The organism is Nocardioides sp. CPCC 205120 (assembly GCF_048654585.1).
Lineage (GTDB): Bacteria > Actinomycetota > Actinomycetes > Propionibacteriales > Nocardioidaceae > Nocardioides.
Genome location: NZ_JBMCYY010000003.1, coordinates 283709 through 309954 on the forward strand (window position 1 = coordinate 283709; position 26246 = coordinate 309954).

Annotated in this window: 33 protein-coding genes and 2 tRNA genes; 16 read left to right on the forward strand and 19 right to left on the reverse strand. The window is 74.2% G+C overall.

What is annotated here, in order from left to right; translation table 11 throughout:
• A complete protein-coding gene (locus ACOACO_RS17215) occupies nt 1-300 on the forward strand; it encodes a GroES family chaperonin (RefSeq protein WP_420297784.1) in 300 nt (99 codons plus the stop codon).
• Nucleotides 301-324: 24 nt separating this feature from the next.
• On the opposite strand, the gene ACOACO_RS17220 is transcribed toward ACOACO_RS17215, so the two are convergent.
• The gene (locus ACOACO_RS17220; RefSeq protein ID WP_420297516.1) at nt 325-1782 is read right to left on the reverse strand and encodes a polysaccharide biosynthesis tyrosine autokinase; all 1458 of its coding nucleotides are present in this window, start codon (nt 1780-1782) and stop codon (nt 325-327) included.
• Between the two features lie 113 nt (nt 1783-1895).
• Between ACOACO_RS17220 and ACOACO_RS17225 the strand changes: the two genes are divergently transcribed.
• The gene (locus ACOACO_RS17225; RefSeq protein ID WP_420297517.1) at nt 1896-2459 is read left to right on the forward strand and encodes a hypothetical protein; all 564 of its coding nucleotides are present in this window, start codon (nt 1896-1898) and stop codon (nt 2457-2459) included.
• A gap of 40 nt (nt 2460-2499) precedes the next feature.
• On the opposite strand, the gene ACOACO_RS17230 is transcribed toward ACOACO_RS17225, so the two are convergent.
• A complete protein-coding gene (locus ACOACO_RS17230) occupies nt 2500-2787 on the reverse strand; it encodes a PqqD family protein (RefSeq protein ID WP_420297518.1) in 288 nt (95 codons plus the stop codon).
• Nucleotides 2788-2790: 3 nt separating this feature from the next.
• Between ACOACO_RS17230 and ACOACO_RS17235 the strand changes: the two genes are divergently transcribed.
• Genes ACOACO_RS17235 through ACOACO_RS17255 form a run of 5 tightly spaced genes read left to right on the forward strand, consistent with a single transcriptional unit; the run spans nt 2791 to nt 6420 of the window.
• Nucleotides 2791-3669 (forward strand): hypothetical protein, encoded by an 879-nt coding sequence (locus ACOACO_RS17235; RefSeq protein WP_420297519.1) that lies wholly within the window; start codon nt 2791-2793, stop codon nt 3667-3669.
• Complete coding sequence (locus tag ACOACO_RS17240; protein ID WP_420297520.1) at nt 3666-3959, forward strand: hypothetical protein; 294 nt, start codon at nt 3666-3668, stop codon at nt 3957-3959. The genes ACOACO_RS17235 and ACOACO_RS17240 overlap by 4 nt, the downstream gene beginning before the upstream one ends.
• Before the next feature lie 32 nt (nt 3960-3991).
• Nucleotides 3992-4855: an aldo/keto reductase gene (locus ACOACO_RS17245; protein ID WP_420297521.1), complete on the forward strand. Its 864-nt coding sequence runs from the start codon at nt 3992-3994 to the stop codon at nt 4853-4855.
• A gap of 3 nt (nt 4856-4858) precedes the next feature.
• Nucleotides 4859-5923, forward strand: a complete 1065-nt coding sequence (locus ACOACO_RS17250) for an LLM class flavin-dependent oxidoreductase (protein WP_420297522.1) — start codon at nt 4859-4861, stop codon at nt 5921-5923.
• Entirely contained in the window at nt 5920-6420 is a 501-nt protein-coding gene (locus ACOACO_RS17255) for an aminoacyl-tRNA deacylase (protein WP_420297523.1), read from the forward strand. Before ACOACO_RS17250 ends, ACOACO_RS17255 begins: the two co-directional genes overlap by 4 nt.
• Before the next feature lie 60 nt (nt 6421-6480).
• Here the strand turns inward: ACOACO_RS17255 and ACOACO_RS17260 are convergent, their stop codons facing one another.
• A complete protein-coding gene (locus ACOACO_RS17260) occupies nt 6481-7332 on the reverse strand; it encodes a DsbA family protein (protein WP_420297524.1) in 852 nt (283 codons plus the stop codon).
• 132 nt (nt 7333-7464) lie between these two features.
• Here ACOACO_RS17260 and orn point away from each other — a divergent pair, with 132 nt between their 5' ends.
• A complete protein-coding gene (orn, locus tag ACOACO_RS17265; protein WP_420297525.1) occupies nt 7465-8112 on the forward strand; it encodes an oligoribonuclease in 648 nt (215 codons plus the stop codon).
• Nucleotides 8113-8167: 55 nt separating this feature from the next.
• A tRNA-His gene (locus ACOACO_RS17270) sits at nt 8168-8243 on the forward strand.
• 68 nt (nt 8244-8311) lie between these two features.
• Here the strand turns inward: ACOACO_RS17270 and ACOACO_RS17275 are convergent.
• Both ACOACO_RS17275 and ACOACO_RS17280 read right to left on the reverse strand, forming a co-directional pair.
• Entirely contained in the window at nt 8312-11083 is a 2772-nt protein-coding gene (locus ACOACO_RS17275; protein WP_420297526.1) for a GNAT family N-acetyltransferase, read from the reverse strand.
• Between the two features lie 53 nt (nt 11084-11136).
• On the reverse strand, nt 11137-13254 hold the full coding sequence (locus tag ACOACO_RS17280; protein ID WP_420297527.1) for a PAS domain-containing sensor histidine kinase: 2118 nt from the start codon (nt 13252-13254) through the stop codon (nt 11137-11139).
• Nucleotides 13255-13466: 212 nt separating this feature from the next.
• Between ACOACO_RS17280 and ACOACO_RS17285 the strand changes: the two genes are divergently transcribed.
• Nucleotides 13467-13542, forward strand: a tRNA-Lys gene (locus ACOACO_RS17285).
• Nucleotides 13543-13669: 127 nt separating this feature from the next.
• Here ACOACO_RS17285 and ACOACO_RS17290 read toward each other — a convergent pair.
• From ACOACO_RS17290 to ACOACO_RS17310, 5 genes are all read right to left on the reverse strand, one after another.
• Nucleotides 13670-15271 carry a class I SAM-dependent methyltransferase gene (locus tag ACOACO_RS17290; protein ID WP_420297528.1) on the reverse strand — a complete coding sequence of 534 codons (1602 nt, stop codon included), beginning with the start codon at nt 15269-15271 and terminating at the stop codon, nt 13670-13672.
• Nucleotides 15268-15639 carry a hypothetical protein gene (locus ACOACO_RS17295; RefSeq protein WP_420297785.1) on the reverse strand — a complete coding sequence of 124 codons (372 nt, stop codon included), beginning with the start codon at nt 15637-15639 and terminating at the stop codon, nt 15268-15270. The genes ACOACO_RS17290 and ACOACO_RS17295 overlap by 4 nt, the downstream gene beginning before the upstream one ends.
• A gap of 41 nt (nt 15640-15680) precedes the next feature.
• Nucleotides 15681-16097 carry a hypothetical protein gene (locus ACOACO_RS17300; protein ID WP_420297529.1) on the reverse strand — a complete coding sequence of 139 codons (417 nt, stop codon included), beginning with the start codon at nt 16095-16097 and terminating at the stop codon, nt 15681-15683.
• A 103-nt stretch (nt 16098-16200) separates the two neighbouring features.
• On the reverse strand, nt 16201-16881 hold the full coding sequence (locus ACOACO_RS17305; protein ID WP_420297530.1) for a hypothetical protein: 681 nt from the start codon (nt 16879-16881) through the stop codon (nt 16201-16203).
• Nucleotides 16882-17000: 119 nt separating this feature from the next.
• On the reverse strand, nt 17001-17507 hold the full coding sequence (locus ACOACO_RS17310; RefSeq protein WP_420297531.1) for a hypothetical protein: 507 nt from the start codon (nt 17505-17507) through the stop codon (nt 17001-17003).
• Between the two features lie 413 nt (nt 17508-17920).
• On the opposite strand from ACOACO_RS17310, the gene ACOACO_RS17315 reads away from it, so the two are divergent.
• Genes ACOACO_RS17315 through ACOACO_RS17325 form a run of 3 tightly spaced genes read left to right on the forward strand, consistent with a single transcriptional unit; the run spans nt 17921 to nt 19037 of the window.
• On the forward strand, nt 17921-18226 hold the full coding sequence (locus ACOACO_RS17315) for an STAS domain-containing protein (protein WP_420297532.1): 306 nt from the start codon (nt 17921-17923) through the stop codon (nt 18224-18226).
• 8 nt (nt 18227-18234) lie between these two features.
• Nucleotides 18235-18654, forward strand: coding sequence for an ATP-binding protein (locus tag ACOACO_RS17320; RefSeq protein WP_420297533.1), 420 nt, complete (start codon nt 18235-18237; stop codon nt 18652-18654).
• Nucleotides 18651-19037 carry a hypothetical protein gene (locus ACOACO_RS17325; protein WP_420297534.1) on the forward strand — a complete coding sequence of 129 codons (387 nt, stop codon included), beginning with the start codon at nt 18651-18653 and terminating at the stop codon, nt 19035-19037. The genes ACOACO_RS17320 and ACOACO_RS17325 overlap by 4 nt, the downstream gene beginning before the upstream one ends.
• Here ACOACO_RS17325 and ACOACO_RS17330 read toward each other — a convergent pair.
• Both ACOACO_RS17330 and ACOACO_RS17335 read right to left on the reverse strand, forming a co-directional pair.
• A complete protein-coding gene (locus ACOACO_RS17330) occupies nt 19027-19575 on the reverse strand; it encodes a hypothetical protein (RefSeq protein WP_420297535.1) in 549 nt (182 codons plus the stop codon). The genes ACOACO_RS17325 and ACOACO_RS17330 overlap by 11 nt on opposite strands.
• Before the next feature lie 207 nt (nt 19576-19782).
• On the reverse strand, nt 19783-20295 hold the full coding sequence (locus ACOACO_RS17335; protein ID WP_420297536.1) for a hypothetical protein: 513 nt from the start codon (nt 20293-20295) through the stop codon (nt 19783-19785).
• 290 nt (nt 20296-20585) lie between these two features.
• On the opposite strand from ACOACO_RS17335, the gene ACOACO_RS17340 reads away from it, so the two are divergent.
• Both ACOACO_RS17340 and ACOACO_RS17345 read left to right on the forward strand, forming a co-directional pair.
• Nucleotides 20586-21839 carry a tyrosine-type recombinase/integrase gene (locus tag ACOACO_RS17340; protein WP_420297537.1) on the forward strand — a complete coding sequence of 418 codons (1254 nt, stop codon included), beginning with the start codon at nt 20586-20588 and terminating at the stop codon, nt 21837-21839.
• A 74-nt stretch (nt 21840-21913) separates the two neighbouring features.
• Complete coding sequence (locus tag ACOACO_RS17345) at nt 21914-22147, forward strand: hypothetical protein (RefSeq protein WP_420297538.1); 234 nt, start codon at nt 21914-21916, stop codon at nt 22145-22147.
• An 11-nt stretch (nt 22148-22158) separates the two neighbouring features.
• Here the strand turns inward: ACOACO_RS17345 and ACOACO_RS17350 are convergent, their stop codons facing one another.
• Nucleotides 22159-22434: a DUF3263 domain-containing protein gene (locus ACOACO_RS17350; RefSeq protein WP_420297539.1), complete on the reverse strand. Its 276-nt coding sequence runs from the start codon at nt 22432-22434 to the stop codon at nt 22159-22161.
• A 52-nt stretch (nt 22435-22486) separates the two neighbouring features.
• Here ACOACO_RS17350 and ACOACO_RS17355 point away from each other — a divergent pair, with 52 nt between their 5' ends.
• Nucleotides 22487-22771 (forward strand): hypothetical protein, encoded by a 285-nt coding sequence (locus ACOACO_RS17355; RefSeq protein ID WP_420297540.1) that lies wholly within the window; start codon nt 22487-22489, stop codon nt 22769-22771.
• On the opposite strand, the gene ACOACO_RS17360 is transcribed toward ACOACO_RS17355, so the two are convergent.
• From ACOACO_RS17360 to ACOACO_RS17385, 6 genes are all read right to left on the reverse strand, one after another.
• The gene (locus ACOACO_RS17360) at nt 22751-23380 is read right to left on the reverse strand and encodes an SEC-C metal-binding domain-containing protein (protein ID WP_420297541.1); all 630 of its coding nucleotides are present in this window, start codon (nt 23378-23380) and stop codon (nt 22751-22753) included. The two genes, ACOACO_RS17355 and ACOACO_RS17360, sit on opposite strands and share 21 nt — an antisense overlap.
• A 104-nt stretch (nt 23381-23484) precedes the next feature.
• Entirely contained in the window at nt 23485-23739 is a 255-nt protein-coding gene (locus ACOACO_RS17365; protein WP_420297542.1) for a hypothetical protein, read from the reverse strand.
• 5 nt (nt 23740-23744) lie between these two features.
• On the reverse strand, nt 23745-24542 hold the full coding sequence (locus tag ACOACO_RS17370) for a peptidoglycan recognition family protein (RefSeq protein ID WP_420297543.1): 798 nt from the start codon (nt 24540-24542) through the stop codon (nt 23745-23747).
• 75 nt (nt 24543-24617) lie between these two features.
• Nucleotides 24618-25073, reverse strand: a complete 456-nt coding sequence (locus tag ACOACO_RS17375) for a hypothetical protein (protein WP_420297544.1) — start codon at nt 25071-25073, stop codon at nt 24618-24620.
• Entirely contained in the window at nt 25057-25557 is a 501-nt protein-coding gene (locus ACOACO_RS17380; protein WP_420297545.1) for a hypothetical protein, read from the reverse strand. The genes ACOACO_RS17375 and ACOACO_RS17380 overlap by 17 nt, the downstream gene beginning before the upstream one ends.
• A gap of 185 nt (nt 25558-25742) precedes the next feature.
• Nucleotides 25743-26237, reverse strand: a complete 495-nt coding sequence (locus ACOACO_RS17385) for an acyltransferase (protein WP_420297546.1) — start codon at nt 26235-26237, stop codon at nt 25743-25745.
• Nucleotides 26238-26246 lie beyond the last annotated feature (9 nt).

The following is a 26246-nucleotide window of genomic DNA, read 5'->3' on the forward strand; positions in this document are numbered from 1 at the left end:
ATGCTCCACGACCGGCTCCTCGTCGAGCTCGACCGCGAGGCGGGGGAGCGCCGCTCGTCGGGCGGCATCGTGATCCCCGCGACGGCCGCCATGGGCGCACGCCGCCTGGCCTGGTCCCGCGTCGTGGGCGTCGGCCCGCAGGTGCGCTCGGTGGAGCCCGAGGACCGCGTGCTCTTCGACCCCGAGGACCGCGCCGAGGTCGAGGTGCACGGCGAGACGTACGTCGTGCTGCGCGAGCGCGACGTGCACGCCGTCGCCGCCGCCCGGTACGGCGACTCCGCCACCGGCCTCTACCTCTGACCCCCTGGGGCCGCGCCGGTCCCCCTACTTCCTCGGCCCGCGCCGGCCCCAGCGACCCCGCCGGTCCCTGCGGCGGCGGCCGCCCGTCGCGTCGTCCCGCCCGTAGTAGGTGCCGTAGTAGCCCCCGGCGGAGTTGCGCCGCGGCACGCGGTTGAAGACGACGCCCAGCACCCGACCCTTGACGGCCGCCAGGTTCGCCAGCGAGCTCTCGAGCTCGCCGTCGAGGGTGCGGCCGTGGGAGACGACGACGAGCGCGCCGTCCGCGAGGGTCGAGAGCACCGCGGCGTCGGTGACGGGGAGCAGGGGCGGCGCGTCGAGCACGACCATGTGCTCGCGCGCCATCTGCTCCAGCAGCGTGCGCATCGTGCGGGAGCCCAGCATCTCGCTCGGGTTGGGCGGCGTGCCGCCGGCGGCGAGCACGAACAGGCCCGGCACCTGCGGGTGCTCCTGCAGGACGTCCTCGAGCTCGACGCGGCCGATGAGCACGTCAGTGAGCCCGGCTCCCTCGACGAGACCGAGGGTGGCGGCGACGACGGGACGGCGCAGGTCGGCGTCGACGAGGATGACCGGCTGGCCGGAGGTCGCGATGGCCGCCGCCAGGTTGGTCGACACCGTCGACTTGCCGTCGGAGGGCTGCGAGCTGGTGACGACGATGGTGCGCGGCGGGTCGTCGACGTCCATGTAGGACAGGTTGGTGCGCAGCTTGCGGAACGCCTCTGCGGCCGCGAAGGAGGCCGCCTCGTCGCTGGCCGCGACGGCCAGCTCGGCCGGCTCGCCCCGCTCGTGCTCGAGCCCGCGGGTGGCGGGCACGGCGCCCACGACCGAGACCCCGAACTTCCGCTCGACCTCCTGCGTCGTGCGCAGCCGGCGGTCGAGCTGGGAGCGGAGCGCGGCGTACGCGACCCCGAGGAGGATGCCCACGAGGAGGCCGAGCGCGCCGTCGCGCATCGGCTGCGGCGAGATGGGCGACGACGGCAGCGCCGCCGACTCGATGGAGCGCACCTCGGGCACCTGGGCGTCGGGGACCGCGTCGGGGTTCTCGATCTCCTCGACCTCGGCGGCCAGGGCGGTCACCCACGCGTCGGCGAGGCCCTGGGCGAGCTCGGGGGAGGACGCCCGGGCGGTGATCTTCAGCAGCACCGTGTCGACCGGCTGCTCCACCTCGATCTGGCCGATGAGACCGCTGGGGGAGGCGTCGAGGTCGAGCTGGTCGATGACCCGCTGCGCCGTCGCGCGGCTCGTCGCCACGTCGACGTACGACTTCGCCCGCGACTTCGACAGCGCGTCGCCCACCGAGCCGAGGGCGACGTTGTCACCCGACCCGGCCCCGGCCCCGGTAGTGACGAACCCGTTGGCGTCGGCGGCGTAGACCGCCGGTTGGCTCAACGAGTACGCCAGCGCCGCGCACAGCCCGACGAGGCTGAGGGCGACCGCTCCCACCCAGTGGTTGCGCAGCGCGAGCAGGTAGTCAGCGAGTGACATCCATGACCTTCCGTGTCCGGTGGCGCGACCCCGGCGGTGCCACCGGACGATGGTCCACTGCGTCGCCGCGCTTCCGCAGCAGAACGGGCGAGTGTCGTGCGAACGTTGCGCCCGTGCACATCCTCGTCGCCTGCGTCGGCAACATCTGCCGCTCCCCCCTCGCCGAGCGCCTCCTGGCCCGTGAGCTGGCCCCCGAGGTGGCCGCGGGCACCGTGACGCTCGGCAGTGTCGGCGTGGGGGCCCAGGACGGGTGGGAGATGCACGCCCTGGCCGCCGCCGAGCTGGCGCGGCTGGGCGGGGACCCGGCCGGCTTCCGCTCGCGGCGGGCCACGGCGGACCTGCTGGGGGCCGCCGACCTCGTGCTCGCGGCGACGCGGGACGTGCGCACCGCCACCGTCGCCACCGCCCCGGCCGTCCTCCACCGGGCCTTCACCCTGCGTGAGCTCGCCGCCCTCGAGGCCGAGGTGGGTGAGCCCGCCCCCGCCGACGGGGTACGACGGGTCGTGCGGTCGCTCTCGGGCCGCCGCGTCGCCGTCGCCCAGCAGGACCTCGACGTGCCGGACCCGATGGGCCGCGACGCCGGCGTCCACGCCGCTGTCGCCGACCAGCTGGCGGCCACCGTGCCCCCGGTCGCCACGCTGGTACGGCGGGTGCTCCGCGCGGGCGGCACGGCGTGAGGGGGCGCTACCGGGCCCGGCTCCGGGCCCGGCTCCGGGCTCAGACCCGGTCCGGGTCCGCCTGCACGACGCCCCGGCGCACGAGCTCGCCCAGGAACGGCGCGACGTCGTGCCGCACGGTGGCGGGGTCCGCGTCGTACTCCTCGGCGAGCAGCCGCACCAGCGCGCCCACGGTGGTGGGCGCGGCCAGCGCCTCCCAGACCGTGATCCCCACGCCCTCGAGCTCGAGGTGCTCCCGCTGCTCGTCGAGCAGCACCACGGTCTCCTCGATGCGGGCGGAGACGGTCGCCGGGTTGCGGGCGAGGGTCGTCGTGTCGGCGAGGTGCACGCGGTGATGGTGCCAGCCGGGGACGTCCCGGGGGAGGACCCGGGGGCGGACCCGGGGCAGGACGTGGTCGTGGCGGGGCTCGGGGCGACGCTGCGGCTGCGGCTGGGCGGCGCGCACCGCGACGCGCTGCACGCCGCCGTCGAGCAGGCGTGGGCCCGCTGCCGCGTGCCCGCCGAGCCGGACCACGCCGCCGGTGCCGGTGGCAGTGCACCCGACCTCGAGGTGGTGCTCGACCCGCGCCCCGAGGTGGTCGTGGCGGCCCGGGGGCGGGGCGCGACGGCGGCCACCGACCTGCCGACGCTCCTGCACCACCTGTCGCCGGCGGTGACCCAGCGCCTGCTCGAGGCGCGCGCGGGAGAGCTGGTGCTGCTGCACGCCTGCGCGCTCGCGCACCCGACCACCGGCCGCGTCGCCGTGCTCGTCGCCCCGTCGGGCACCGGCAAGACGACGACGACCCGCACCCTCGGCGCCCGCTGGGGCTACCTCAGCGACGAGACCGCCGGGGTGGACGCCGACGGCCGCGTGCTGGCCTACCCGAAGCCGCTGTCGGTGATCCCCGCGCCGGGCGCCGTGCTGAAGGACCAGGTCGCGCCGGACACGCTCGGCCTCGCCCGGCCGCCGGCGGCGCCGGTCGTCGGCGCGCTCGCCGTGCTCGAGCGCGACCCCGAGGGCCCCGACGTGCCCGAGGTCGAGGAGGTCACCGTGGTGCGCGCGCTGGCCGAGCTGGCCGGGCAGACGTCCTACCTGGCGCGCACGCCGCGCCCGCTGCACCGCCTCGCCGCGGTGGTGGAGCGGGCCGGCGGCCTGCGCCGGGTCCGCTACCGGGAGGCGGCGACCCTGGCGCCGCTGCTCGACGCCTGGTGCGGGGAGGACGCGCGGTGAGCGGGCGGGTCCGCCGTACCGGGCGGGTGCGGGACGTCTACCCCGGCGACGAGGAGTGCGCCGTGATGGTGGACGCGACCGTGCTCGTGCTGTCCCCGCTGGCCGGCGCGCTGGTCGAGCTCGTGGGCGAGGACGGGTGGGTGCCGGTCCCGACGGTCGCGACCGGTCTCGTGGAGCGCTTCGGCGCCCCGCCGGACGGGGACGCGCTGGGCGGCACCCTCGCCGCCCTCCACGAGCTCGCCGAGCAGGGCGTGGTGGAGGTCGCGGACGGCTCCCCGCGGGGCACGTGACGTCTCTTGACCGCGGTGGCAGGGTGGTCGGCGTGACTGACGCGAAGCCCGCCCAGGCGTCCGGTTCCTACCGCATCGGGGGCGACCTGCCCGTCGTGCGGCTGGGGTACGGCGCGATGCAGCTGACCGGTCCGGGGGTCTGGGGGCCGCCGGCCGACCGGGAGGGCGCGCTGGCCGTGCTGCGCCGCGCCGTCGAGCTCGGCGTCACCCTGTTCGACACCGCCGACTCCTACGGCCCGACCGTGGCGGAGGAGCTCATCGCGGAGGCGCTGCGCCCCTACGCCGACGACGTCGTGATCGCGACGAAGGCCGGCCTGCTGCGCACCGGTCCGGACGCGTGGGTGCCGCTGGGCCACCCGTCGTACCTGCGTCAGCAGTGCGAGCTGAGCCTGCGCCGTCTCGGCGTGGAGGCCATCGACCTGTTCCAGCTGCACCGGGTGGACCCGGCGTACCCGCTGGAGGACCAGGTCGGCGAGCTCGCGAAGCTGCGCGAGGAGGGCAAGGTGCGCCACGTCGGGCTCTCCGAGGTCTCCATCGCGCAGGTGGAGGAGGCCCGGGCGGTCACCGAGATCGCGACGGTGCAGAACCTGTTCAACCTCACGACGCGCGACGCCGAGCCGCTGCTCGACTACTGCGAGGCCGAGGGGATCGGCTTCATCCCCTGGTTCCCGCTGGCCACGGGCGAGCTGTCGAAGCAGGACGGCCCGCTCGCCCAGGCCGCCGCCGACCACGGCGCCGAGCCCGCCCAGCTCGCGCTGGCCTGGCTGCTGCGCCGCTCCCCGGCGGTGCTGCCCATCCCCGGCACGAAGAGCGTGGACCACCTCGAGTCCAACGTCGCCGCCGCGGGCATCGACCTGAGCGACGACGAGTTCGCCGCCCTCGACGCGGTGCGCTGAGGCGTGAGCGGGCCGGGCGGCGGTGACGCGCAGCGCCCGCTGCGCCGCCTGGGGTTCCTGACCATCGGGCTGTTCGACCCCGCCGACCCCCGCCCGGGCCACGAGGCCACGTTGCGGCTCGTCGAGCTGGGCGAGGAGCTGGGGTTCGACAGCGCCCACGTGCGCCACCGGCACCTGCAGCACGGCATCTCCTCCCCGCTCACCTTCCTCGCGGCCGCGAGCCAGCGCACCACCCGCATCGGGCTCGGCACGGCCGTCACGCCGCTGGGCTGGGAGAACCCGCTGCGCCTCGCGGAGGACCTCGCCACCGTCGACGTGCTCTCGGGCGGGCGCCTGCAGCCGGGCGTCAGCGTCGGGCCGCCGATGCAGTGGGAGCACGTGCGCCACTCGCTCTACCCCGACTCGGCCGACGTCGAGGACTTCACCTACGAGCGGGTGCTGCGGCTCCTGCGCCTGCTGCGCGGCGAGCCGGCGAGCACGTTCAGCGGCAGGCAGGGCATCGAGGAGTTCTCCGAGCGGGTGCAGCCGCACGTGCCGGGCCTCGCCGACCGGGTCTGGTACGGCGGGGGCTCGCTCCGCTCCGCCACGTGGGCGGGGGAGCAGGGCCTGGGGTTCCTCACCAGCAGCGTGGTGCGGGCCGAGGGCGACGACACCGACTTCGCCCGCGTGCAGCGCGCCCAGGTGGACGCCTTCCGCGCGGCGCACCCCGACCCCGGCCGGGCCCGGGTCTCGCAGGGCCTCGTCGTCATCCCGACGGACAGCGCGACGCCCGAGCAGCGGCGGCGCTACGAGGAGTACGCCGCGTCCCGCCTGCCCCGCACCCGCGAGCCGCAGGGCCCGGCGCGGATGTTGTTCGCGCCTGACCTGGTCGGCACCACCGACGAGCTGGTGGCCGCGCTGCGCGCGCACGCCGGGTTCCGGGCGGTCGACGAGGTCGTCGTCGCGCTGCCCTTCACCTTCTCCTTCGACGACCAGGTGCAGGTGCTCACCGACCTCGCGGGCTCGCTGGGCCCGGCGCTGGGCTGGGCACCGGGCGGCGGCGACGGCGTCACGGGGTTCCCCGGGTGAGTGCGGCGGGCCCGGGCGGCGCGGAGCGCGCGCTCGCCGCGGCGCAGGCGCTCGGCCTCGAGGTGACGGTCACTCGCCACGGCCCGGTGCGCTCGCTGGCGGAGGCCGCGGCCGCCCGCGGCGTCGGCCCCGACCGTCTCGTGAAGACGATGGTCGTGCGGCGGGGCGAGGACGACTACCTGCTCGTGCTGGTGCCCGGCGACCGCACGATCGCCTGGCCCCGCCTGCGGGCGCTGCTCGGCGTCACGCGGCTCTCGATGCCCCCGGCCTCCGAGGCGCTGGCCGCGACGGGCTACGAGCGCGGCACCATCACGCCCTTCGGCGCGCGCCCCGGCCCCCACGGGCCCTGGTCCGTCGTCGCGGACGAGCGGGTCCGCGGCGGCGCCGTCTCCCTCGGCGGCGGCGAGCACGGCGTGGGCCTGACGGTCGACGCGGAGGCCATGCTCGGCGCGCTCGACGCCACGGTCGCCGACGTCACCGACGCCTCGCCGTCCTGAACGCCGACGCCCGGCCGACCGCAGGGGTCGACCGGGCGCCGGGTGCGTCGTACGTCGCGCTCAGGGGCGACCACCCACGGCCGCGAAGGTCGCGTCGGTCAGTTCGGCCACGGTGCGTCCGTCCACGTCCTCCCCGTTGATGCGCACGGTGGGCGTCTCCCGCACACCGTTGTCCGTCGCCGCGTCCGTGGCCGCGGCGACCCAGTCGCCGTACGCGAGGTCCTCGATCGGGCCGCGCACGGCCTCCTCGTCCGCGCCGGCGGCGACCGCCATGTCCACGAGCCAGTCGTCGTCGGGCAGCGCGCCGCTCTCGGCGGGCTGGTTGGCGAAGAGCAGGTCGTGGAACGCCTTGGCGGCGTCGGGGCCGGCGGTGTCCATCACGACCGCGAAAGCGTTCGCGGCGCGCTCGGAGTAGTCGCCGACGCGGCTCAGCAGGTTGAACGCGCGGTACTCGACGACGACCTGGCCGGAGTCGACGAGCTGGGTGAGGTCGTCGTTCGTCTCCCGCTCGAGTCGGCCGCAGAAGGGGCAGAGGAAGTCCTCGTAGATGACGACCCGGTGCTCGGCCTCGGGGTCGCCGAACGCGATCCCGTAGTCCTCGGTCACCTCGCCGGTGAGCGAGCTCGTGCCGTCACCGGCGCCCGGTGCACCGCTCGCCCCGGCGTCGCTCGAGGTGCTCGACGGGCCGGAGGAGCTGCCGACGCCCGGGGCGGTCGCGTCGCCGCCGTCCCCGTCGTCGCCCCCGGTGAGGAGCACCACCGCGAGGATGACCGCGGCTACCACGCCCACGACGGCGCCCACGATGCCGATCTCCCGCAGGCGCTCCTTGCGCTGCGCCTCGCGGCGGGCGGCGGCCGCCCTCGCCGCGCGCGACGCCGCGCCCTCCGTCGAGCTGCTCGCCGGCTTGCCCATCCTCGTCGACCTCGTCTCCCTCGTGACCTGTGGTGGCGACGCACCACCCTAGGGAGGTTCCCTGAGCCCATCCTGAGCCGGTCTCGTCGGTGGCGACGCGGGCCCGCCGGTGCATCGGTAGGGTGGTCCGTCGTGACGGACCGACTGGTGTGGATCGACTGCGAGATGACCGGCCTCGACCTGGGGGCCGACGCCCTCATCGAGGTGGCGGCGCTCGTCACCGACTTCGAGCTCAACGTGCTCGGGGAAGGTGTCGACATCATCGTCAAGCCCCCGGCGGAGGCGCTCGAGCAGATGGGCGACTTCGTGCGCGACATGCACGGCAAGTCCGGCCTGCTCGAGAAGCTCGAGGGCGGGCTCCCGCTGGCGGAGGCCGAGGCGGAGGTCCTCGCCTACGTGCGCCAGCACTGCCCCGACGGCAGCCGCCCGCCGCTCGCCGGCAACACCGTCGCCACCGACCGGTCGTTCCTCGCGCGGGACATGCCGCAGCTCGAGGGGTTCCTGCACTACCGCATCGTCGACGTCTCCTCGATCAAGGAGCTGTCGCGCCGCTGGTTCCCGCGGGCCTACTACCAGGCCCCGACCAAGCGGGGGAACCACCGGGCGCTGGCCGACATCCAGGAGAGCATCGAGGAGCTCCGCTACTACCGCGAGGCCGTCTTCGTGCCGTCGCCGGGCCCCACGTCGGCCCAGGCCCAGGAGATCGCGAAGCGCCACGGCGGCTCCCTCACCGGCCTCCACGCCCCCGTCGCCGACCCGGGTGGTCCGAGCACCCCCTGAGTGCCGCTACACTTCTTCCCGGCCCGTCGCGGTGCAAGCCGTGCGCGTGGTCGTGGTGGGTATAGCTCAGCTGGTAGAGCACCTGGTTGTGGTCCAGGGGGCCGCGGGTTCAAGTCCCGTTACTCACCCCACCGTCCGGAGCCCCCGGCGCCTCGTGCGCCGGGGGCTCCGGCCTTTTCCCGGTCCCCCCGCGCGGGCCTCAGCCCCGCGCGTCGACCAGCGCGGCGACGAGGGCGTCGTACGTCGAGCGGTCGACGAAGCGCAGCACGGCCGGCTTCGTGCTGAGCCGGACCTCCGGCCCACGGGTGGCTCCCATCGCGTCGAGCCGGGCCTGCACCTTCGCGTTGCGGGCGTCGGGCTCGGTGAGCACCCGCGTCACCGCCGGGTCGGCGAAGCACGTGCCGAGGGCGAGCGCCGCCACCTGCAGGGTGAAGCCCGGCCGGGACGTGGTGGGCGGCCCCGTCATGAGGTGGACGCCGACGTCGCCGGGCCGGACGTCGTAGAGGTCACCGACCTCCTCCGCCCGCGGGTCGTAGGTCTGGAACAGGGCGGCCGGCTCGCCGTCGAGACGCACGAGGTACGCCGCGTGGGTGGGCTGCTCGTCGATCCAGGCGTAGATGTCGCGGACCTCCTCGAGCGACTTGTCGCCCATCATCCAGAAGCGGGCGCGCTCCTCCCGCGTCCACGCGTGCACGACCTCGGCCTCGGTGGCCGGGTCGAGCTCGGCGAGGGTGAGGTGGCCCAGGCCGGGCACCCGCCGCTCGTGGAGCACCGGGCGAGCCGGGGACGGGGCATCGGGCCGTGGCTCGGGCTGGGGCGCGGTCATGCGTCCTCCTCGGGACGGTGGGTGGCGCGGGTCGGGGGGGCAGGGCAGCAGCTCGCCCCGCACCCAGAGGTCGAGCTGGTCGTGGGAGTGGGGGCCGGGGTGCCCGGAGGCCCCGAGCGGCACGACCCAGCCCCCGCGGCCGCGGTCGGCGAGGTCCCACACGTAGCGCGCGACCGACCCGCGCCAGCTCGCGTCGGTGGTGCCCGGCAGCGAGCCCGTGCACCGCACCGTGTCGCCGTCGCCCGAGAGGGCCACGCGCGGCGTCACCAGCGGCACCGGGTGCGCGTCGAGGTCGACGCCGAGCAGCTCGAAGCCGTGCGCGGGGTCGAGCACGTGGGTCTCGCCCCATGTGGCCGGGTGGCCCGCGGCGTCCTCGAACGCCCGCACGGCCAGCGCGGCGACGTCGACGCCGAACGGGCGGTCGGCCTCCAGCAGGGTGTCGAGCGCGAGGGCGAGGCGGGCGGTGAGGGACTGGTACGGCGCGAGCTCCCCGCCGTACGTGGTGGGGTCGCGCAGCGCGTCGAACACCGGCTCGGCCACCAGGAGCCGCACGAGGGCGGAGCGCCAGGCGGCGAACGCGGCCGCGCCGGTCGACCCCGCGTCGGCGTGGCCGTCCCACGCCAGGACGGCGGCGCGCACCGGCACCCCGGCCGGGCCGGGCTCGGGGAGCGCGGCCAGCACCGCCTGTGTGCGGGCGGCGGCGAGCAGCAGGGTGTCGCGGTGCACGGCCGCGAAGTCGTCGGCGTCGAGCCCGGTGCGCCCGTCGAGCAGCTGCGTGATGCGCCGCGCCCGGTGGGGCGGCGCGAACGACGCCCCGATCGGCTCGCTCTCCGGGCCGCGGCGCTCGTTGGCGGTGACGACCTGGCCGCCGGACGGCACGTCGTGGCGGGGCAGGTCGCTCAGCCACCCGTTCCACCCGCCGTCGGGTCCCGCCTGCGACGCGGGCACGACGCCGCGGCGGTGGCGGTCGGGGCGGCGCGGGACGAGCCCGGCCACGCGGTAGCGCACGGCGCCGCGCGCGTCGGCGACCACGACGTTGTTGACGGGCAGCACCCAGGCGTCGAGGGCGCGGTCGACGTCGTCGACGGTGCGGGCCCGCAGCAGGGGCAGGAGCGCGTCGAGGCCGCACCGGCCCGCGACCCACGGGGCGGTGCGCAGGCTCGTGGCCGCGACGGTCGTCCAGCCGTCGTCGCCCTCCGCGGCCGGCCCCTCGTGGACGACGACACCCCGGGCCGTCGTCACCACCTCGACCTCCGCCGGGTCGCCTCCGCGGACCTCGATCGACTCCCGCCGTACCCGCACCGGCTCCCAGCCGTCCGTGCCGCGGGCCTCGACGTGCGGGCCGCGGCGCCGCAACGACTCGGCGTACAGGTCCTCGGTGTCGGCCATGGCGTTCGTGATCGCCCACGCGACCTCCCCGGCGTGCGCGAAGTGCTGCACCCCGGGGACGCCGACGAAGGCGAACCCGGCCACGTCGAACCCGGCCACGTCGAACCCGGCCGCCTCGAACCCGGCCGCGTCGGACCCGCCGTCGAGGACGAGCCGCACCTGCTGGTAGACGCCCGGGGCCTCGATGACGCGGTGCGGGTCGCCGCCGACGAGGGGGAGGCCCGACGCCGTGCGTGCTCCGCCGACCGCCCACGCGTTGCTGCCGGAGGTCGCCACGCCCTCGGCGGACAGCAGGCGGGCCCCCTCCTCGCCCAGCGCGTCCACGACCCGCTGGCGCCACAGCTTCTGCGGGAACGTGCCGAAGAGGACGTTGTGGCCCAGCAGGGCGGCGACCGGCGTCCAGGGCTCCCAGGGGCCGGGGGCGGCGTCGAGCGCCAGCAGCTCGGGGGTGTCGTCGCGCAGCGCCGACGTGACGCCGGTGGCGTAGGCGGCGAGGAAGTCGCGCGTGGGGGCGTCGAGGTCGTCGAACGCGCGGCGGGCCAGGGCGGGCAGGTCGGCGCGTCGCGCCAGCGTGTCCCACGCGGTGCCCGCCGGGCCGACGAGGGCGGCGACGGTGCCGGTGGCGCGGCGACGGAGGAGCTCGAGCTGCCAGGTGCGGTCCTGCGCGGTGGCGACGCCGTGCAGGCGCGCCAAGCCGGTGAGGGAGTCGGCGGTGAGGTGGGGGATGCCGTGGGCGTCGCGCTCGAGCCGCTCCACCCGTCGCCTCCTCGTCCGTGCGCGTCGCCCCGCACGGGACGACTTAGGCGACCCTAACCTCTCGTGCCGAGGGCGTCGACCGGCCGCACCGTGTCGACCCGTGCGCCGGGCTCGGCGTTCGGCACCGGCGCGGCGAGGCGCGGCAGCACGACGAGGAACGTCGACCCGGTCCCCGGCTCGGACGTGGCGCCGATGACCCCGCCGTGCTGGTCGACGATGGCGCGCGCGATCGACAGGCCCAGCCCGGTGCCCTGGACGGCCTCGCGCTTCGCGATCGACGAGCGGAAGAACTGGGTGAAGAGCTGGTCCTGCTCCTCGACGGGGATCCCCATGCCGGTGTCGCTGACCTCGAGCACGACCTCGTCGGGCTCGAGCCTGACCGACACGTCGACCCGGCCGCCGTCGGGCGTGAACTTCACGGCGTTGGTGAGGAGGTTGAGCACCACCCGCTCCAGCATGCCCGCGTCGCCGTCGACGACGGCGGCGTCCTCCGGGAGGTCGAGACGGACGTCGAGCTCGCGGCGCTGCAGCGAGGGGGTGACGACGTCGTACGCCGAGCGCACCACGTCGCGCACGTCCGTCGGCCGCGCGTCGAGCTCGAGGGCCCCGGCGTTGACCCGGGAGAGCACCAGGAGGTCCTCGACGAGCGAGCGCAGCCGCTCGCCGTTGTTGAGGATGCGCTCCATCGTCTGGCCCACCGGCGCGGGCAGGTCGCCGAAGTCGCCGTCGGCCAGCATCGTGGCGTAGCCGAGGATGCTCGTCAGCGGCGTGCGCAGCTCGTGGCTGACCGTCGAGACCAGCGCGTCCTTCATGCGGTCGGCCTGCTCGAGGCGCTGGACCGCCTCCCGCTCGGTCAGCAGGGCCGTGAGGAGGGCGTCCTGGCGCTGGACGCGGGAGGTGACGTCCTCCGACGTGCACACGTAGCCGACGGTCGCGCCCTTCTCGTCGCTCATCGGCGTGATGGTGAGGGAGTGGGTGCGCACCTCGCCCGACTTGCGACGCAGGCGCCAGTCGCGCGGCTCGCTGGTCTGCTTGGAGAGGGCGCGCGCCACGCGCACGAACTGGGGTGCCGCACCGGCCGCGTCGGCCTGGCTCTGCAGCTCGGCGCGGGGCACGAGCACCTCGGGGGAGCGGCCGAGCATCTCCTCGGCGGTGTAGCCCAGCAGCGTCTCCGCGCCCACGTTGAAGAGCGTGATGCGGCCCGCGCGGTCGGTGCCGATGATCGCGGTCCGGGTGGCCGAGGCCATGATCCGGCCGACGAGCTCGCGCTCGCGGTGGGCCTCGGCCGAGCGCTCGCGCAGCTGCTGCGCCACCAGCGCGTAGGGCACCACGAGGAGCACGCCGCTGAGGAGGAACAGGAGCAGCTGCGTGGCCTCGACGACGGCGTCACCGGTGTGGGCCAGGCCGAAGGGGCCGATGCCGATCGCGGCCAGGGCCAGCACCGTGGTGCTGAGGCCGAGCAGCTGCAGCACCATCTCGCGCAGGCGCAGCCGCAGCGCCCCCCAGGTGAGCAGGGGCACGACGACGAAGGCCCACGCGACGTCGGTCTGCAGCGAGAAGACCGTCACGGTGGAGGCGAGGACGGCCCCCCACTGGGCGGCCCGCTCCGGGTCGCTGGCCGGGCGGGGGGAGCCGCCGAGGTCGAGGAAGAGGAGCACGAGGAGCAGCTGGGACAGCACGGCGGCGACCAGCAGGAGCGCCAGCGTGCTGAGGGCGGGCTCGCGGTCGTCCGCCACCAGCACGCCGGCCAGTGCTGCGACGCCGAGGAGCGGGCCGACCAACCCCGCGGCGAGCCAGTGCCCCAGGTCGCGCTGGGTGCGCAGCGCGGCGCGCCCCCCGTGCCGGGTGCGGCCGAGCAGGAGCACACCGGTGGCGGCCTGGAGGACGGCGCTGAGGGCCATCCCCAGGACGGTCGAGTCCTGGGCGTCGACGGAGGTGAGGGTGGCCGCGACGACCAGGCCGCCGCCCACGACGACCGGCAGCCGCCACCAGCGGGGGGCGATCAGCGCCGCGCCCGTGACGAGGCCGACGGGGGAGACGCTGAACGCCTCCACCCAGGAGTGGGCGAGCTGGACGACGAGGACGCCGACGACGAGGGCTGCCACGAGCACGGCGGCGGGCAGCCACGCGGGCGCCGCGGGGCGCGTCGTGACGTGCTCGTCCGTGCCCACTCGACCCTCCCGTCCCCGCCGTCCCGACCGCCCGGTCGGTCGGCCACCCGCGCCATTGTGACCGCTGGGCGCTGCGGTGACAGGCCGTGCGACCAGAACGTGGCCCGACGTCGACCGCCGGGGCCCGTCGCGACCTGCGGCGGTGCCGGGCGGGTGAGGGACCGATTTTGCTCCCTCGTCACTCGCAGGTACAGTTCTACCCGCTTCACCGCGCGGCATTAGCTCAATTGGCAGAGCAGCTGACTCTTAATCAGCGGGTTCGGGGTTCGAGTCCCTGATGCCGTACCACCACCGGAGGCCCTCCACCGCAGCAGCGGGGAGGGCCTTCGGCGTTCCCGGGCCCAGCGAGGGCCCAGCACGGGCCCTCCGGGCGGGGTGCGGGCGCCCGCTCGGGGCGCCCGCGGCCGCGCCCGCCTCAGCCCGGCGGGCGCCGCGCGACGCTCAGCACGTGGGTGTCGGGCCACGGCAGCGCCTCGCCCGTGGCGGGCTCGAGCAGCTCGGCGACGGGGGCGAACCGGTGCTCGACGATCCAGTCGTTGCGCCACGCCCCGTGGCCCGGGTCGAGCTCGAACCCGGCGTCGGTGAGCAGGTCGCGCCAGTCGGCCATCGAGAGCCCGCAGAACTGCTCGTGGCACTCGCTGAGCCAGTTGTCGGCGTAGTCCTTCGTCGTCAGGAACTCCATCGCGTCCCCGAGCCTCAGCCGCCACGTGGCGGTGCCGTCGGGCTCCACGTCGAGCGGCTCGCGACCGGCCGTGAAGCCGGAGCCCGACAGGCGCGGGAAGTCGTGGGCGAACTGCACCATCCGCCCGGCGGTGGACAGGCTCCCGACGTACGTCGCGACCTCCTCGGCCGGGAGGTCGTCGAGGTCGGTCCGGGCCTGCTCCGGGGTCGCGCCGTCGTCGGAGCGCAGCCGCAGCAGGACCTCGCGGTCGGGCTCGGCGGGGCCGAGCACGTCGGAGTTCACCCAGACGCCGCCGACGCGGGTGTGCTCGTGCACGCGGCGGGCGAACGCCTCGACGTCGGCGCGGCCCGCGCCGTACGAGAACAGCTCGTGGGTGAGCGCGACGGTGACGGTCGAGTCGACGGAGCGGGCCGGCATGACGGGCCCGCTGAGGATGTTGGCGCGCACGAACCAGATGTTGGGGTTCGCGAAGACCCCGGTGGCCTTCTTGTGCTCGGCCTCCTCGAGCAGCGGGCGCGCGACGTCGACGCCGAAGAGGTCGGACTCCTCGAAGCGCGGGTCGGCCGCGACCTGCTCCAGCAGCCCGCCGGTCGCGCAGCCCACGTCGACGACGCGACCGGGCTGCAGGAGCGGCCCGACCTGCTCGAACTTGCGGGCCGACGCGGTCTCGAACGAGGCGGCGTACGTGCGGTAGTCCCGCGTCGTGGTCAGGTCGCCCTCGCTGGAGACCACCGGGTCGGAGAACAGGTCGACGACGAGGTCGGGCACGCCGTACCGCTCGTAGAAGGCGACGGTCTCCGGGTGGGCCAGCAGGCGCCACGACTCGTCGCCGTGGGCGAGGCGCTGCACGACCTCCCAGGGGCGGCCGGGCTGGTCCTCCGGCGCCTCCTCGACGGCGTCCTCCACCCCGACGACGGTGAAGCCCAGCTGGCGGTAGGAGTCCGCGACGGCCGGCGTCGAGCAGGCCACGAGCGTGTGCCCGGGCGCGGGCGCCGGGCGGTGGGGGAGCGCGGTGGCCACCGTCGTGACGACGAGCGCCGCGAAGCGGGGGTGCTGCGGCACGTCGGGGACCGGTACGACGAGGCTCGGCAGCCCGGCGGCGGCGGACACGCGCTCGACCAGCGCCTCGCGGCGGTGGCCCGGGAGCGGGTTGCGTCGCGTCCAGGCGTGGGTGGCCGAGGTGACGGGCCAGACCACGACCGCGTCGGGGGCGAGCTCGACGGGGCGGCCGTCGGCGTGCCGGCCCCCGCCCGCCAGCAGGCGGCGCAGGTAGTCGATCTGGAACGCGGTGACGGCGTGGTGCCGCCCGGGGAACAGGACCTCGGTGAACGTCACGGACGCTCATCCTGCCGGGCGGACCCGCGGCGCAGCCACCCGCCCACCCACAGGGCCCACAGCACGAGCAGCGGCTGGAGGAGCAGGCGCACGAGGCGGGCCCGGTCGCTCGTCAGCCCGAAGGCGTCGGTGCCCTCGACGTACTGCGCCACGTTGCCGGGGAAGATCGCGACGAAGAAGGCCGCGAGCAGCCCGCCGACGAGGCGGCGCCGGCCCGGCGGCGCCAGGACGAGGGCGGCCCCCAGGCCGATCTCGACGACCCCGGACCCGACGACCACGAGGTCCTCGTCCACCGGCACCCACGCCGGCACCTGCGCCTGGAACTCGTCGCGGGCGACGGTGAGGTGGGCGACGCCCGCGCCCACCATCGCCGAGCCGAGCAGCAGCCGGGCCGCCGTGCGCAGGGCGCTCACGGGCGGTACTCGTGCCCCGGCTCGCCGTGGGTGCGCCGCCCCTCCTTCATCTCCGACTCGTAGACGTGCCGACGGCCCTCGAGCAGGGCGTCGCGCGCGTCCTTCTCGAGCCGCTTGAACGTCGCGTAGTAACCGTCGTCGTAGTCCTCGACCACCTGGAAGGACCAGCGGCCGTGGATGATGTTGCGCCCCACCATCTCCCGGTCCAGCCGGTCGGCGAGCTCGGTGTGGCCCGCGGCCCGGAGCTGGTCGACGGCGTCGCCCAGCGTCAGGTCGGCCGTGCCGCAGCGGCGGTGGAAGGCGTAGAGGTGACCGCGCGCCTCCTCCACGGCCTCGAGGGCCTCGGACAGCTTGCCGAGGGCCTCCACGGTGGCGTCGTCGACGCCGTCGGGTCGGGTGTGGTCGATGTCCATGCACCCGATCGTGCCCCTGGGGACAAGACGACGCCCCGGGGTCGGGTCCCGGGGCGTCGCGTCGTACGTCGTGCTTCCTGCGGGCGGACGGGCCGCCCCGTGCTCACTCCCAGACGACGGGCGTGCCGAGGATGAGGCTGTAGTCGTCGCCCTCGCCGTACGCGGCCTGGGTGACCGGCTCCGCCGAGACCACGGTGTTGCAGGTCTCGAAGGACGAGCCGTCCCAGTCGGACTCGGCCGACTCGGAGTCGCAGCCGCCGATGCCGCCGGAGAAGCTGATGAGCTGGGCCGCGGAGTCGCCCGAGGCGGTGAGGCCGTCGAGGCTCAGCAGCATGCCGCCGATCGCCTCGGCGTTCTCGACGCCGGCGATCTCGTAGGTGATGTGCCAGGGCGTCATGCCCTCGGAGTTCTCGACGTCGGCGAGGTCGGCCGGGTCGCCCTCGCGGATCTCGGTCACGGTGACCTCGATGACGCCGTCCTCGCCCGCGTAGGACATCGGGACCGTCGCGGTGTCACCGAGCGCCAGCTCGGTGCCGGGCTCGGTGAGCTCGCCGTCGAACGAGCCGCCGCCGGACGAGCCGCTGCCGGAGTCGGAGTCGGAGTCCTCGGACTCCTCGTCCTCGGACGACTCCTCGTCGGTGGGCTCCTCCGACGCGTCGTCGGTGCTGCTCGACTCGGAGCTCTCGGCGTCGTCGCTCGACTCGTCGTCACCGCCGCAGGCGGTCAGGGAGGCCGCGAGGACGGCGGCCACGGCGACGGAGGCGAACTTCTGGCGCTTGCGCATGGGGTGTCTCTCTCTGCTCGGGTACGGCGTCACGTCCCGCGACGCCGCCCCCCTCCCTACCTTCGGGTGGGCTCCGTCAAACCTCCGCGCCGACCGCCGGTCCCGACGGGCGGGCGGGCTCAGCCGTCGAGCCGGATCACGCCCGTGGAGGGTGCGCGGCGGGCGGCCGGGAGGGGCTGGTCGAAGCGGAGCGTGACGACGGTGCTGGCGGGGTCGAGGCCCGTCGCGGACGCGGTGAGCGTGACGTCCTTGGCCGTCGGGGTCTCCGAGTACCACCCGAAGAAGAAGGTGCTCGAGTCCGAGAGGGCCGGGACCACCGTGGTCAGCAAGTAGGCATCGCTGGAGCTGTCGAAGGTCCAGGATCGCGGGCTGGCCGAGTACGGGCGCGGGTCCGTCGAGTAGGGGACGAACACCGTGACGGACAGGGGGGACGACGTCGGGTTGTGGACCCCGATCTCCAGGCCCTTGACCCCGTTGCTGCTGTCCAGCGAGCTGGGTGCGGTGTTGATGCGGAAGGTGTTCGCGGTGCTGGCGGCGAACGCGGGGGCGGTCGCGGCGACCGCGACGACGGGAGCCGTCCAGGCGGTGGCGCGCAGGACGGTGCGGCGAGTGGGCGTCGAGGTCACGGAGCACGGTCCCACGGCGGCGGGTGCCGCGTCCCGGGAACGACGAAGGGCCCGCCGCCCCTGCGTGGGGGTCGACGGACGCCGGGTCGAGCGCGGTGCCCCGACAGGATGCGAACCTGCGACCGGCGGACCAGGAGGCCGATCCCGCCTTCGGGGCGCGCGCGACGACCGGAGCGCTGTACGTCGAGGCGCGCGACGACGACTAACCCTCGGGCGTCGTGGGAACCAGCGCTGTAGGCCCGGGCCGGGGGTCGAGCAGAGGCTCCCGGTCCGGGCCGTTCAACGTGACCCAGCTGCAGCAGAGGAGCAGCGGGACCGGTACGGCATCGCAACGCTAGGAGGCGGACCCAAGAAGGGGGCTCTGCGCCTTCCCCGGTGGGTGTGGGGTTGCACGGGATTCGTACGCTGCTGAGGTGCACCCCGATGCCCTGGACTTCGACGCCGCGCCCGGGCGCCTCACGCTGGCCGGCGACATCGAGGCGCACCACGACGCAGACCTTCTCGATTCCATCAGCCAGGCCAGCGGTGGGCACGAGCGCGACGTGTTCATCGACCTGAGCGCCGTGACCTTCCTGCCCAGCTCGATCGTCGGCACTCTTCTTCGCGCTCGAGCGCTGGCCGCGCGCAACGGCGCCGCGGTGACCCTCGCTGCCCGCGCCGAGACCGTGCCCAAGCGGGTTCTGGAGGTCTGCGGTGTCCCGCACGAGGTCGTCAGGTGAGCATGCGCATGGCTGAGCGACTCGCAGAGACCGTCGACCTGGCGCACGGACGCGGTGCCGGGCGCGAGGCTCGCGACGTGCTGCGCGCCGCCCTGGGCCCCGACGGCGCGGACCTGCCCGAGATGGCGCTTGCCGACGTGCTGATCGTCGCCGGCGAGCTGGTCGAGAACGCGGTCGACCACGGCCAGCCGAGCGCGTTGGGGACCATCCAGATCGGGTGGCTGGTCCGCCGCGACCACGTCGAGGTGACGGTGACCGACTCCACGAGCGGGCCGGCGTTCTCCCACGAGGCGCCCGACGAGTTCGACCCGGGCTCCCCACGGGGCCGGGGGCTGATGATGGTCCACGCGATCAGCGAGAAGTGGGGCGTGGAGCGCGACTCCGACGCTGGCACGACGAAGGTGACTGCCCGGATCACGACCCGGTGACGGACGCCGCCCGGCTGGAGCTCGTCGCGGAGGTGGTTGCGGCGCTCCAGCTGGATCACGAGTACAGCGTCGCGGTGCCCGTCGGCGACAGCGTGCGTGTCGAGGCGATCCGTGCCGCAGGCAGGGTCGCCGGCCGTCGACTCGGCTGGAACGTGCGGACGTTGGTGTTCGGCCTCGACGCCGACAGCACAGTGCAGGTGCACGTCGTGGTTGCAAGGTCGACCCGCGAACGCGACGCGCGCGCGGCGGAGCGCCGGCAAGCAGCAATGCGCAAGGCCCTTGACCGCCTGCTGGTCGACGTCGGCCACGACGAAGGGCCCCCGCCACCCCCGTGTGAGGGGGATGACGGGGGCCGACCGGCCGACGCGGGCGTCAGCGGTTGAGCTGCAGGCTGCCCGACGGGACCGAGGTTGAGGGCACGCGACGAGCGGCCGGGAGGGGCTGGTCGAACCGCAGGGGCACAACGAGGGTGGCGACATCGAGGCCGGGCGCGGTCGCGGTCAGCGCGACGTTCCTCGGCTCGGGGTTGTACCAAGACCAGGCGAAGTAGAAGGTCGGCGAGTCCGCCGAGGGCGCCACCGTGGTGGACAGGCTGTAGGTGTCCGAGGCGGGGTCGTGGCCGTTCCAGGTCCAAGACTCCCACCAAACGTTGTAGGGGTAGGGCTCGCTGCCGCCCCCGACGGTGTTCGCGTCGATGAACACGGTGACGGTGAGGGGAGCAGCTGTGGGGTTGCTTGCCCCGATGGCCAGCTCGCGCACGTCGTTCTCGAAGGAGTACCTGCGAGAAGGCGTCGCGTTGATGCGGAACCCGGTGGGTGCGGTGCTGGCGGCGAAGGCGGGAGCGGTCGCGGCGACCGCGACCACGGGGGCCGTCCAGGCGGTGGCGCGGAGGACGGTGCGGCGAGAGGGCGTCGAGGTCACGGAGCACGATCCCACGGCGGAAGGTGCCGCGTCCCGGGAACAACGAAGGGCCAGGCACCCCTGCGTGGGAGGCGACGGACGCGGGACGACCGGAGCGCTGTACGTCGAGGCGCGCGACGCCGCGCGGGCTCAGGTCCCGGAGGGGCACTTCGTCTACTCCATCATCCGGGAGTAGAGCCGGCCGGGCGGGCAGGACGACTGGCGGGGTCAGCGCAGGAGGCCGGCGTCGCTGCTGGGGATGCGGCGGGCCACCGCGTTGGGCACGTCGAACGGCAGCGTCACGGTGACGGCGGCCGACTGGAAGTTCGCGGAGGCCGTGATCGTGACCGTCTCGCGCGTGGTCGAGTCGGAGTACCACTCGAAGTACGTCGATGGGGTGTCGCTCATGGGGGCGATCGTGTTCGTGAGCGTGTAGCTGCCGGGACCGGTGCCGAGGACCCAGCCGGACTCAGGGTCATAGGCGTAGGGGTTCGCCGCACCCGGTCCGACTGCGGGGATCGAGATGGTGGCGACGATCGGCGACGCGGTCGGGTTGGTGACGTTGAACGTCACCCGGCGCGAGCGGCTTGTCAACGCCGTTGCGTTGTTGGTGGCTCGCAGCGCGATCCCAGTGGGCGCGGTGCTGGCCGCGAAGGCGGGGGCGGCCGCGGCGACCGCGACGACGGGGGCCGTCCACGCGGTGGCGCGGAGGACGGTGCGGCGAGTGGGCGTCGAGGTCACGGAGCACGATCCCACGGCGGCGAGTGCCGCGTCCCGGGAACGACGAAGGTCCCCCGCCACCCTGCGTGGGGGTCGACGGACGCCGGGTCGAGCGCGGTGCCCCCGACAGGATTCGAACCTGTGACCGGCGGATTAGAAGTCAGCCCACCCGCTCAGACAGTGCCCGACAGTGGCGACAAACAGCAGGTCAGACGCTACTCTCGAACGACAGTTCGAGTCAGTCCCGGTCGCGGGCTGCTCCCAGCGCTGCTCCCAGGTAGCAGCCCGACGCCGCCCCGGAGGCCCCACCGATGGCATCGACGAAGCGGTCCGACGGCGACGGCTCGCTGTACCAGCGCCACGGCGCCAACTGCCCGCCGGCGATCGAGGTCGCCGGGAAGAACGGCAAGCCGAAGCACGAGCGGCTAGCGCACCGGTGCTCGGGCCCCTGGGTCGGGTCCGTGGTCGTCGGGTGGCGCGACGGGAAGCCGGTGCGCAAGAAGGTGTCGGCGCCGACCAAGTCCGCCGCGGCCGCGAAGGTCCGCAAGGCCATCGAGCTCGCCGACGCAGGCACGCTGGCGGCCGGCCCGTCGCTCACGGTCGCGAAGTGGATGGAGCACTACCTCGAGGAGATCGCGGCACGGAAGGTGCGGCCCTCGACGCTACGTGGCTACCGCACGTCGGTCACCCAGTACATCGTGCCGCTCCTGGGGCACCACCGGCTCGACAAGCTCCGCCCGGAGCACGTCGAGACGGCCTGGCACGAGCTCGTCGAGGTCGGGGCGCCTCTCGCGTCGGACAAGGACCGCAAGCCGCTGTCGCCGGCGACCGCGAACCAGGCCCACCGCATCCTGTCCCGCGCCCTGAAGATCGCGAACCGGCGTGGCCTGGTGAGCCGCAACGTCGCGACCCTCATCGACGCACCCCAGCCCGCGCCAGCTGAGGTGGAGCCGTACACGCTGGAGGAGGCGAAGAAGATCCTCGAGGCGGCCCGCGAGCTGCGCCTGGGGTCGCGCTGGTCGGCGGCCTTCGCGCTCGGCTGGCGCCAGGGAGAGGCGCTCGGCATCACCTGGGCCGACCTCAACCTCGACGAGGGCCGCTACCGCGTCCACCGAGCGCTGTCCCGAGTGACCGGCAAGGGACTCGTCCTCGGGCCGGTGAAGTCTCGGGCCGGCGACCGCGACGGTGCACTGCCCGAGGAGCTGATCGCGCAGTTCAAGGCGCGTCGCGCCCAGCAGCGCCGCGAGCGCCTGGCGGCCGGCGACAAGTGGGTGGGCAACGAGTGGGACCTCGTGTTCACCACACCGCTCGGCCTGCCAATCGACCCGCGGGCCGACTGGCAGGAGTGGAAGGACCTCATCGCCGCCGCCGGCGTGCGTGATGCCCGGGTCCACGACGCGCGGCACACCGCCGCGACACTCCTGCTCGCCCAGGGCGTGGACCCCCGCACACTCATGGACATCTTCGGCTGGTCGCAGCGAGCCATGGTCGACCGCTACACCCACGTGCTCGAGGACATGCGCCGTGACGCAGCCATGAAGATGGGCTCCGCCCTCTGGGGCTAACGGGAACTGGCTGCGGGCGTGTGAGGCGCACCACTAACATGTCGACCCTCAATCCAACGAACTGCGGAGGATCCATGGAGATTGACAAGCCGAAGATGATCGCGGCTCTCGAGGCTAAGGGCGCCCTTGGCCCCTGCGACCGTTGCAACACGAACACCTGGCTGATGCTGGAGGAGTACGCCGCGCTCTCGTTCACCGATTCGTCGAAGGCGCCGGAGTTCAACGAGTCCATCGTCCCGGCGGTTGCGCTGGTCTGCCAGAACTGTGGCTACATCCTGCTGCACTCGACGCATGTGCTCGGGGTCTGACGCCGAGGCGGTTAGGTGACGGGCCGAGGGGTCCGCTGGCGCCGACGCGCGTCGCGCAGCCGCTGCAGCCGGCGCACCAGGGTGGGCTCCGCCTCGAGGGCGGCGGGGAGGTCGATCAGCGCGTCGAGCTCCTGGTAGTACCGGGCCGGCGACACGTCGAACTCGTCGAGGATCGTTGCCTCCTTGGCGCCGGCGTACTTCCACCAGCGCTGCTCGAGCGCGAGCATCCGCACCTGGCGATCGGTGAGCGGCTGGTCGTCGACGGACGGATGGTCGACCTGGTCCATGCAGCCATCCTCCCGGATGCATGGCTCGAACATACGTTCTACCCTGCTCGCTATGGTGCCGAGAGCGAAGCACGCGTGGGTCGACCCCACAGCGCGCTGGGGCATCGACACCGCCCGACACGGGCTGCTGATGATGTGGGCCCACCGCGCCGACGGCTGGTACGGCTTCGTGCTGTGGGTGGAGGTCGGCGCCCGGGCCCACGGTTCATCTCCCCGCTTGAAGCTCGACTGGTTGCCGGCGGCGTGCATCCGGGAGGTGGACGGGCCGACGGCGCCGACGGACTTCTCGTGGGTGAAGCCGATTGGCGACGGAGGGTCATTCAGCGGTCTCACCTGAGTCCGGCGGTTGCCACGCTCCGTGGCACTTCTTGTACTTGCGCTGCGACCCGCACCAACATTGCTCGTTGCGGCCGGGCAGCGGGGCGGCCGTCGGCGGCGAGCCGTGCAGCTGCGCAGAGCGAAGGATGTCCACCACCTGTTGACGCAGGTCCGGTGTGTCGGTGCTCCCCTGTCCTGCGCGCACGGCGGTGGTCACGGCTGCCCCGGCCGTGACTGCCGCCAGAATTGCCATGAGGACTTTGAAGAGAAGGTCGATTTTCTGGTCGCGGGTCCAACCCTCGGTGGCGGCTTCCACCTCGCTCGCCAGCGAGGGAGCCGTCTCACGCAGGACAGCGATCGGATCCACCGGGCGGTCGGTGACGATCCGAACAAGTGTGAGGCGCAACTCGTCGATGAGGTCCTGCGACCACTGCGGTCCCTGCAGCAACTCGATGCCGCCGTTGGCCACGGTGACAGTGCCTTCGATCACGTTGGCCGGTCCACCGCAGCGCGGACACACGGTGCCGACGTCGCTCAGGGTGATCCGGACGGAGTCTTCGATGTGGATGAGCGGTGGAGAGAACGCGTGACCGCAGTCTTGACAGCGAGCGGGCATCAGGGGGCTCATAGCGAGCACGCTACGGGCAGTCTGGCCGTAGGTCCCATGAACTACGAACGCCCCCGTCACCCCCTGCGTGGGGGATGACGGGGGCGCTGCGGGCTGTAGTCCGGTCAGTGCTCGAGCGGCTCCTCGGCGGCCGGCGGCACTGCCAGGCGCGCGACGTACGACGCCACCGCGGTGAGGCCGCTCTTCGCGACGGCGGTGCCCAGCACGAGCCACGCCTCGGTGGTGGTGATGTCGGCGTCGGGGAGCCACGCCAGGAGCGCGACGGCGACGGCGACGAGGACGTCGACGGCGAGGCCCTGGGCGAGGGTGCGCGCGGAGCGGGTGGTGGCGTCGGCGCGGTCGGCGCGGTGCTCGGCCATGGTGGTCAGCCCTTCTTCGTGAGGAGGCGATCGATGTAACGCACGCGCGCCTCGAGCGCGAGCGTGGTCTTCTTCATGCCGCGCCGGATGGCGTAGGCGAGGTCGGCGGAGAAGTCGGCGCGCAAGGCGCGCAACTGGGCGACAGTGAGCTCGGAGCGCCACTGGACGATGCGCAGCCACAGCCCGAGCCGCAGGCGCTTCATCCCGGTCGGCGCGGCGTTGCGCTGCTGCTCGGTGGCGTAGAGACGCTCGAACGCGGCGCGGACCTTGGGCCCGGTCTGGCGGACGTAGGCCGTGCTCGCGGTGGGGTAGAACGCGCCGGCGTCGATGAGCTTGCCGACGACGGGACCGGGACAGGCGGTGCCGCCAGGGCGGATGTCGCCGTGGCCGACGACGGAGACCGCGCCGGGGTAGAGGTCGCGGATGTCGCCGAGCAGCGTGCGGACCTCGCGGAGCATCTGCTCGGTGGGCTGCTCGCCCTCGCCGAGGATGAGGAGAACGGCGACGTAGCGGCGGTTGAGGGCGTTGGTGCCGTTCGCGCCGGAGCGGGCGCGGAGGCCGCGGAGGTCCCACCGGTTGCCGTTCTGGTCGACGGCGACCTGGTAGCCGATGTCGGACCAGCCCTTGCCCTGGTGAAAGTCCTGCCAGCCGCGGAGGGCCTGGGCGATCTCGTCGCGGGTGACGAGGCGCTTCTTGCCCATGGCGGGCCAGTGCAGGGCGACGCCGACGACCTGGCTGGGGACGAGGGCGTGGCTGCCGGTGGGCCGGTCGGCGCGCCAGTCGGCGCGGGAGTAGCGGGTCACGTGGTGCCTCCTGGGCGGTGGGTGGGTACGACAGAGCCCGCCTCGCTGTTGCGAGGCGGGCTCGGGGGTGGGCGGTCAAGTGGTGTCAGCGCCGGGCCAAAGCGCGGGCGGCGGTTCGAGCGGGTTGCCCGCGGCGGCGGCCACGCGGGCGGCCTCCCGGTCCCAGCGCATGTGGCTCATCACGAGCCGGTCGCGCCGGCCGATCTCGGCGCGGAGGACGGCGACCTCGTGTCGCACCTCGGCGAGCTGCTCGTCGTGCGCGCGGCGCTGGCCGTCCATCTGGCGGTTGTGCTCGGTGCGCGTGTACGTCAGCTGCGCGCGGAGGTTGCGCACCTGCACCATCAGCTCGTTGTAGTCGGCGGCCCGGAGCTCGGCCGCCGCCGCACGGCGGTCGCGGGCGAAGCTGAACCACCAGCGGGTGATCGGGCCCAGCCCCTTGTCGGTGGCGGTGGCCAGCGCCAGGAGCAGCACGACGCCGATGGCCGCGTAGATGACGATGCGCTCGCCGCTGACGTCAGGCAGTCCCTGCACCACGGGCACCTCCCTCTTCGATCTCGAGGTCGATGGGCTTCGGTCCCATCCGCCACCACAGCAGGGTGTGGAGGCAGGCGGGGAGGACGAGGCCGGAAGCGCTGCGGATGCCGTCGAGCCAGGGACGTTCGAAGTAGCCGTACGCGAGGCCGATGGCGAGCCCGGTGTAGGCCGCGGACAGCACGACGTGGCCGAGCCACACGTAGCGGTGCCACCTCCCGAGCAGACCGACCGCCAGAAGCGAGACGGCGAGCAGGATGAGGGCGCCCCAGATCCACAGCGGGAAGGCGGCCTCGACGCCGACCAGGGCGCTGCGGGGCGAGTAGCCGAGCACCGTGCCCAGCGGCTCGGGTGGCGGCTGGGCGAGGCGGGCGTCGTCACCGGTGACGTAGTCGAACCCGCGGACCAGGGCGAGGGCGAAGAGGAGCCAGGTGAGGCGTACGACGTCGATCCGGGTGAGACGGGCTACCTGCCATGGCTGCATGGCGGTCCTCCTGGTGATGAGACGGGAGCGACCGCCCGTCTGTGCTGCCCGGGCGGCCGTCGAGATGGGGGCTGTGCCGGGACCAACCGTGCAGATAGCGCGGCTCGGGGGTGTGCCGGCGGGCACGAAAAAACCCGCCGCGCGGGGATGCGGGGCGGGCTTTGAGGCGAGCGGGTGGAGTGGTGCTAGAGGTCGCCCTTGCGCACGGCCGGGACGCCGGCGTACAGGCCGTCAGGTTCGGTGCTCGTAGTCACGACTGCCCCGGCTGCGATGACGCAGCCCCGGGCAATGGTCACGCCCGGCAAGATGGTCGCGCGAGCGCCGATCCAGCAGCCGTCCTCGATGACGACGGGCGCCCCCGCGTAGTCGCCAGCCCGCTGCTCAGGGCCGCCGACCTGGTGGGTGGACGTGCCGACGAGCACCTGCGGCCCGAAGTAGACGCCGTCGCCCACGGTGACCTGCTCGCGGTTCTCGAAGACGCAGCCCGTGTTCACCATGCCGCCTGACCCGAAGGTGACGCTCGAGCTGAAGAACCAGCAGCCGGGGCGGATGCTGCCGCGGGTCAGGTCGATGCCTCCGCGCCGGTACAGGCGGCGGCGTCGCTCCTCGGTGAGGTGGGGCGACGCCGCCAGCCCGTTGACCAGCAGGTTCCATGCACGGTTGGCTGAGCGCTGCTCCATGCGGAGGAA